The following is an 8187-nucleotide window of genomic DNA, read 5'->3' on the forward strand; positions in this document are numbered from 1 at the left end:
TTGTTATGACGCGCTTACGGTCTTCCATGAATGATAGATACCTTGTTATGACGCGCTTACAAGCCAGCCGTCCACTTCCTGAAATGCAAAAATCTCCTAGCAGGCTTTCCTGCTAGGAGATTTTCTTATGAGAGGTACTTGTTAAGCTTTGAAAATTGGATTTATTATTCGATAAGTATCAAACCATCTACCAATTAAGCTTCTTCGTCTTCTTTACGACGACCTGCAAGACCAAGACCAAGTAAGGCACTTGCGGCAGCTGCTACCATAGCTACAGTAGAATCTGCTGTACCTGTATTTGGCAACTCTTTAGCGACTGTACGCACGTTTGTTGCTGCTTGGTTGGCATTTGCTGCTTGAGCTGGAACTACAGCTGGTGTTTGAGCAGCTTGGTCATTAGCTGGACTTGCATGATTAGTTGCTGGAGAAACTTTCGCCAAGAAGTCTTTGATACGTTTAACCGTTGCAGCCACATCTGCCTGAGTTGCATCTGCATTGGCAAATACTTTCTTAGCATCCGCTGATAATGCGTTCGCTGCTTTTGCAGTTTCTGCATCAAGCTTAGTTGATTCTTGGATGATTAGTCCTTCTAACTGACGAATAGCATCTGCTAACTTAGCTTTATCCACTTTTGCTTCAGTGTTAGTAGCTCCGTTATTTTGAGCTGAAGGAGCTTGTTTAAAGATAGCTTCAGCGGTAATTGCTAAAACTTTGCCATCTTTAGTTACAACAGTTGCATTTCCTGCCTTGTCAAAGAGAACATCTACTACATCAGCATTTGCTGCTTTAATCTTAGCTTTTGCAGCTTCTTTTTCTGAATCTGTTAAGTTAGTAAAGTCTGCTACTGTTTCTTTTTCAAAGTCAAGGTTGATGTTATCTCCGCTATTCTTAGCTGTTACATCACTTTCTGTTTTCACTAATTGGTCTTTTGCAATCGATACTGTATTTCCATCTAGTGTTACTGTGGCGTTACCTTTATCGTCTACTACTACAGTCGCTCCTGAATTGACGGCTTCAATTGCTTTCTTAACTGCTGCTTTTTCATCTTCCGTTAAGTTATCTTTGTTTCCAACTAATGTACGGAATGCTGGTGTTTTCACTTTAGCAGTCTTAGCTTCGTCAGCTAGGCTTCCAGCTGGGATTACTAGGTCTAAAGCTGGAATATTCAGAACTGTACCATCAGCTTTAGTTACTGTTGCATTACCTTTATCGTCTACTACTACAGTTGAACCTGGGTTGACTGCTTTAACCTTCTCTTCGATAGCTTTCTTCTCTTCTGGAGTTAAGGCATCTGGATCTGCTACTACAGTTTTAGCTGCTGGTGTATTGACATCATTGCCTGCATTTTCTTTAGTAATATCATCTTGTGTTTTCACTAAATCAGTGGCTGGAATGACCGCTGTCTTACCTTCTGGTGTTGTAACTGTAGCATTACCCTTATCGTCTACTACTACAGTTGAGCCTGGGTTGACTGCTTTAACCTTCTCTTCAATAGCTTTCTTCTCTGCCTCTGTCAACTTGTCTAGGTTCGCTGCTACAGTTTTAGCTGCTGGTGTATTGACATCATTGCCTGCATTTGGTTTAGCTGCATCTGCTGCTGACTTCGTCAAGTCTGTTGCTGGAATAACGGCTGTTTTACCTTCTGGTGTTGTGACTGTGGCATTTCCTTTATCGTCCACTACTACAGTCGCTCCTGGGTTAACTGCTTTAACCTTCTCTTCAATGGCTTTCTTCTCTGCAACTGTCAACTTGTCTGAGTTCGCTACAACCGTCTTATCCGCCGGCTTAACGATGTCGTTGCCTGCGTTTGGTTTAGTTGCGTCTTCCGGTGATTTGAATAAATCTTTCCATGGAATTGTTGCCACAGTTCCATCATTTAAAGTAACTGTAGCGTTACCTTTATCATCAAATTTAACAGATTTAGCCTCAGGATTGAGTTTTCTTAATTTTTCTTCTACTTTGGCTTGTGCAGCTGAATCAGTCGGTTCACCAACCACTTTATCTGCTGGTTTAACAATTTCACCATTTCCTGCGTCAGATTTAGCTGTATCTTCCTTAGTTCTCACTAACTCAGTTGATGGAATCGTTGCAGTCTGACCTTCTGGTGTAGACACTGAAACAGTTCCGTCTGCATCGAGTAGCACAATAGAATTTGGATTTACAGACTTAACAGCAGCAATAATTTGAGCTTTTTCTGACTCTGTCAACATCGATTTATCCTTGATGATAACTTTATCAAGTGGTTTATTAATATCGTTTCCACCTTTACCATTATCTAGATTCTCCAACGTTTTCACCAAATCAGTTGGATTAATGATTCCCTTATCACCATTTGCTGTAGTAACTTCAATATTTCCAGCGTCGTTATATTTAACCTCTTTGGCTGTTGGGTTCACTTTCCTCACTTCTTCTAAGATTTTAGCTTTTTCCTCAGCTTTTAGGTTGGCTGGATCATTAACTAGCACTTTATCAATTGGTCTGTTAATATCCCCAACTGCTCTAATTGCCGATTTATCCGCGTCTTGAATCTTATTAACATCTGCTTCTTTATTCGCAGCATCTACTAATTTCTTAGCTTCGGCTGCTATTTGATCTGCTTTATCTTTAAGATTCTCTTTCGCTTTAGGAGATAAGTCAGTACGCGCGTCAATCTCTTCTTTCTTCGCTTTTGTTTGCTCATCAATGGCTTTACGAGCATTTGGTTTATCTTCTACAACAGGTAAAACTTTCCCTATTTCAGCATTTGCATCATCTTGAAGTTTCTTAACCTCTGAATCTGTTGTAGCAATATCAATTGCTTGCTTAGCTTCTTTGGCTAAGGCTGTCGCTTTTTCAGCAGCTTCAGCTTTTTCTTCATCCGTAGCATCTGGTGTGTTTTCAATGGCTTTTAGTTGTTCAGCTAGCTTATCATCAATAGCTTTCTTGGCTGCAGCTTTAGTTGTTGTTTCTGGATTCACAGCTTTAATCGCTGCTACACCGTGTTCCTTAGCACTATCTACTGCTCCTTGAACCTTCCTTGATTCCTCTGGTGTTGTGGTTACATCTGGTTGAGCATCAATGGCCTGGTTCGCTTCGGCTGCTCGAGCTTGAGCTTCTGCTTTAACTTTCGCTTTTTCTTCAGCTGTTAGATCTTGGCGATCATCGATTTCCTTATTCTTAGCAGCTAATTCATCTGCCACTGCTTGTTTAGCAGCTGCTTTGGCTACTGGAGTCACAGCACCAACTGCAGACTCACCGGCTTCTTTGGCTTTGGCTACTTCTGCATCACTTGTTGCGGCTGCTACTGCTGCCTTAGCCTTGTCTGCTTCTTCCTTAGCCTTGTCTTTAGCAGCTTTCTTCTCTGCATCTGTCAAGTCTGTACGATCATCAATGGCCTTGTTCTTAGCAGCAAGAGCGTCATCAATGGCTTTGTCAGCGGCTGCTTTAGCAGTTGTTTCTGGATTCACAGCTTTAATCGCTTCTACACCTTGTGTCTTAGCGGCTTCTACTTTATCTTGAGCTGCTTTGGCTTCTTCTGGTGTTGCGGCTACATCTGGTTGAGCATCAATGGCCTTGTTCGCTTCGTCAGCAGCTGCTTGAGCTTCTGCCTTAGCTTTCGCTTTTTCTTCAGCTGTTAGATCTTGGCGATCATCGATTTCCTTATTCTTAGCAGCTAATTCATCTGCCACTGCTTGTTTAGCAGCTGCTTTGGCTACTGGAGTCACAGAAGTAACATCCGCTACACCTTTATCTTCTGCAGCGTTCACAAGATTTTGGGTTGCTCGAGCTGCATCTTCTGTATCTTCATTATCAGGTTGAGCGTTGATTTTAGCTAATTCTGCATCAGCTAATTTTTGGGCTTCTGCTTTCGCTGCGTCTTTTTCTGCTTGACTTAGGTCTGTGCGCTTATCAAGCTCATCATTTTTAGCTGTTAAGGCATTGGCAATTGCTGCCTTAGCATTCTCTTTAGCAATTGGGTTTACTTTCGAAATGGCTGTAGTGGCTTCTGTTTGCGCAGTATCTACAGCTGCATCTGTCGTCGCTGCATCGATTTTCGCTGTTGCTGCCTGGGCTGCTTCATTGGCTTTAGCAATAGCGGCTGTCTTTTCAGCTTCTGATAGGTTCCTGTCTGCATTAATGGCATCTTCTTTGGCCTTACGAGCTGCTTCAATTGCCGCTTTGGCTTCAGCTTTTTTAGCTATTACTGGATTGTCGGCTGCAATGGCAGTTGTCCCTTCAGTTTGAGCTTGATTCAAGGCAGCTTTTGTTGTTAGGTTAGGATCATTGATGGCTGCTAATGCTTTTTCCTTATCTGCATTTACCTTAGCGATAGCGGCTTGTTTTTCATCCTCGGTAGCATTCGGATATGTAGTAGCATTAATTTCTGCAATCTTATCTTCTGCAGCCTTGTTCACTGCATCGATCGCAGGTTGTTTATTTAGGGTCGTAAACTCTGTTAGTGGTCTTCTGTCTATTGATCCATCTGCATAGGTTACTAGTAAATCATTTCCATCTTTTGTGATTGATTGGATCCTACTATCTTGATTCTCTACTTCTTGACCACGCTTAGACTCTAACCGTCTATCTGGATTGGTTTTAGAATATTCAAGTTTGACTTTTGCTTTTACTTTTGCAAACTCTTCCTCTGTTACAGCTGCAGGGTCGGTCACAACAACCTTGTCGGCTTCCTCAGGAGTTTTTATATCATATTTTTGAGTCTGAGGTTTGAGCATTACACGAAATGCTGATGGGTCTCTATATGTCCCTCTATCTGTTCTAGAATCCACATCATCCTGATCGACAGCATTTACAAAACGCCATCCTAAAGCAACTCCATCCCCTTTTAGCGCCTTATCTAATTTATCTTTTGTAAACTGATTATATGGTGCTGGAGTTCCTGTATAACGAATAACAGCTGGTTCACCTTCCGTTGCGGCTCTTTCTGAAGTAATTTTGTCTGCTGTGAAACCATATTCAACGTCTGTTTTATCTGTTGAACCTGCTGCATCTTTGAAAGATTGATTGCTTCCTTTTTTCAGAACTGCACTTTTAATCTTGCCACCATCATCTTTGATTTTGATATCAAATGAGTTTTCTTCTGCACCATACACAAATACTTCTTTTTTAGTTGGTGTTGGATCGGAGTAGTCAATCTCAACTGTCGGTCTTTGATTGGTACGTGCTACATGACCAACTGGAACCACATCGGTTGAATCATCTTTATAGGTTACAGTGACGTTTCCGTCCGCTACGTTAATATTCTTCACTACTGATTCACTAGATGGTACGACAGTCCCTCTTTGCGACGCTAGTCTAGCATCCTGGCTAGTTTTAGAATATTCAACTTTAAGCTGATTTTTAATTTTTTCAATATCTGTAAGAGTTAAATTGTTAATATCTGTAACACTGATTTTATCAGCATTGCTTGCTGGTTCCTGGATGCTGTATTTGTAGGTTTGAGATTTAAGGACAACTTTAAAGTATCCGACTGCGTTAACTCCACTGCCTGCAGCAGACAGTGTACGATTATCTTTCGATGTTACACGAAGATAACGCTCCCCTATTGTTAGATGTTGTTCCTGATTTTTAGTATATTTATTATTTGACTTCAAACTGTCATTAGGTTTACCAGTCATTGCTACTGTTAAGGGAGAAGTTTGCTCTGTAGTAAATTTTTTGAAATTATAACCATAGCCATCGGTTATTGTAGTCTCATCTACTTGTTGGGTGAATTTTTGATTTGAAGCTTTAGTGGTCTCTACAGAAGTAAACCCATTTGCTTCTGATGTGATGTTGAATTCAACATTTGCATCTTCCTCATTGTAGACATAGACTTCCTTCTTTGCATCATCTGAGAACTCTACAGTATAGCTGATTCCATTTTCTGTTTTTGTTGTCCCTGCATGAGTTGGAGCGGTGGGTTCCACACGAGCATTCTCATTCCCAGCTGTTGCTTGTCCATTTTCTGCGTTAGTAGACGTTGCTCCATCTCCTGGTGGAGTCTCCCCCCCCCCCGTTAGGACTGGCTGCCACAGCGGCTCCGCCTTGTGAGTCTACGCCATTCTCAGCAGCTGACACTGCTCCGTTCCCCAAAAACATAAATAGAGCCGCTACTGCAACACTGGCTGCACCAAAGCTATATTTACGAATAGAATAACGCGTGACCTTCTCACGACGCAGGCGCTCAGATCGACTCATGGATACTTTCTTGTCCATTACTTAAACTCTCCTTTAGGATTATATTTTTCTACACAAGAGAAGCTCCTCCTTCCTTATAGAAGGAGACCTCCTCTATGCATAGTTTTACTGTACTATGATACATAATTACCAAACTATATGCAACTTTTTTGCTTACTTATATTTTGCTAAAAAAAAAAAAAACATTTTTTGGATTTTTGTAAATTTTATTCGGTTTTTTTATCCATAATTTTGATTATGAATGAATTTGTTAAGAAATTACCAATTCTCATTCCATCTTATGATCTGATGCTTTAGGATTCAATCAGCCATTAATTTGTATAACTATTATTTGAATTTTCAAAGTAACGATGACTTTTTTCACTAGACTCCACAAAATAAGTAGAAAAATGCAAGGGGCTGCACCTTTTTCATTGTCATCATTGGAAGATGACAAGATGCAAGGAGCCTAAAAAAGAGAAACTGCCAGTGAGATCACTAGCTCTTCTTATTGCTTGCTATAGAACAGAAGATAGGGGCTCCTTGACTCTCCTGACTACTTGACTACTATAGTTGCTTCGTTTTAAACAAGCAGCTGATCAGAAAGCCATGACCTAGCCTACTGCTGTTAAACAAGGAGCATTGGATGGCATCAAAGAAGAACACAGGCATACCGAGGCAGCCAAGGTTTTTGACCTTGGTCTCAGACCTCTCTTCAGCTAGGAAAAGAAATGAGGTGAACAAGGACACTGAGAGCGGAAAGAGCGAGTCATCAAAAATCGAAAGCTTCCTTTAGAAGAGTCGAAAACTTTTGTAGAGGCTCATCCCGAGGCTGCTTTCAGGGAAATTGCGGCACAGTTTGATTGTGCTCTCCCTTCAGTAGGGGCAGCTTTAAAGCAGATTCAGGTCACTTGAAAAAGACGACTAGCTTTAAGGAACAAAATTCAAAGAAAGTCGCTGACTTCTCTAGTCTGGAGATTTTCCAATCTCCCTCCTTATGGGACGGTTCTATAGTAAAATGAAATAGAAATAGGACAAATCAATCAGGACAATCAAATCGATTTCTAACCATGTTTTAGAAGCAGAGGTGTACTATTCTAGTTTCAATCTACTATATTTTTTAGCAAAGGGCTTTGAGATAACATAAAAATCGAAGTTCTGCTACTCCTATAAATGGAGTCATAGAAATTCGATTTTTTCTAATTATTCTAATCCTAGACGTTCAAAGATAGGCTCCACTCGTTTGGTATAGTAAAGATGGTTGAAAATCTCATCGATTTCCTCTTGTGTCAAACGTGATGTCACCTCTGGATCTACTTCCAGAAGTAGTTTGAAGTCTACTTGCTTGTCCCAAGAGTAGGCTGTTTTTGGTTGTACCAAGTCATAGGCTTGCTCACGGGTCATGCCTTTTACCAATCAAGGTCAACATAGCACGTTGGCTAAAGATCAGACCAAAAGTCGCGTTCATGTTGCGGATCATGTTTTCTGGTAAGACCGTCAAGTTCTTGACGATATTTCCAAAACGGTTGAGCATGTAGTCAATCAAGATGGTCGTATCTGGTGTGATGATACGCTCAGCTGATGAGTGGGAAATGTCGTGTTCATGCCAGAGAGCCACATTCTCATAGGCTGTAATCATGTGACCACGCTCTAAACCCTGTTCAATCCCCTCTGCACGACCGCGTTCCAACCCTTTTTCTTCAGCTTGTTCCAAGGCATAGTCCTGCGCTAACAAGGCTTGTTCTTCGCGTCTGCGTTGTTCACTAAACATCTCCCTGTCCTCCTCGGACCAGCTCTTATAGTCTAGCAGTTGGTCTGCTTGACTGATGGCTCGCTCGGGTTCCTGGGTAAAAGGTTTATTCCCAAAAAACTCCAACCACGGCTTGCGAACCTCGTCTTTGCTGGTTTCTCTGTATTTTTTAGGTCTTATTTGTAATGTTTTTTCAATAGCGACTCAAACTCAGCGACGCTCATACCCAGCTGATGGCTGGCAACCTCGGAAGTCAGAAGTCCTTGGCGAACCATATCCAG

Annotated in this window: 2 protein-coding genes and 1 pseudogene; all 3 read right to left on the reverse strand. The window is 41.4% G+C overall.

Annotated features, from left to right (window positions below; translation table 11 throughout):
- Window positions 1-194: 194 nt before the first annotated feature.
- The gene (locus HT708_RS09655) at window positions 195-5906 is read right to left on the reverse strand and encodes a DUF1542 domain-containing protein (protein ID WP_172926313.1); all 5712 of its coding nucleotides are present in this window, start codon (window positions 5904-5906) and stop codon (window positions 195-197) included.
- 43 nt (window positions 5907-5949) lie between these two features.
- The gene (locus HT708_RS09660; RefSeq protein ID WP_172926314.1) at window positions 5950-6177 is read right to left on the reverse strand and encodes a YSIRK-type signal peptide-containing protein; all 228 of its coding nucleotides are present in this window, start codon (window positions 6175-6177) and stop codon (window positions 5950-5952) included.
- Window positions 6178-7359: 1182 nt separating this feature from the next.
- Window positions 7360-7804: pseudogene (locus HT708_RS09665) on the reverse strand (adenylosuccinate lyase); the annotation flags it as partial.
- Between the last annotated feature and the right edge of the window lie 383 nt (window positions 7805-8187).

The sequence above is a fragment of the Streptococcus sp. 3613 genome (genome assembly GCF_013277375.1).
GTDB classification, from domain to species: domain Bacteria; phylum Bacillota; class Bacilli; order Lactobacillales; family Streptococcaceae; genus Streptococcus; species Streptococcus pseudopneumoniae.

Bases quoted from the DNA above. Each gene is read 5' to 3' on its own strand.
- HT708_RS09660 (WP_172926314.1), bottom strand. From the start codon at position 6,177: ATGAGTCGATCTGAGCGCCTGCGTCGTGAGAAGGTCACGCGTTATTCT.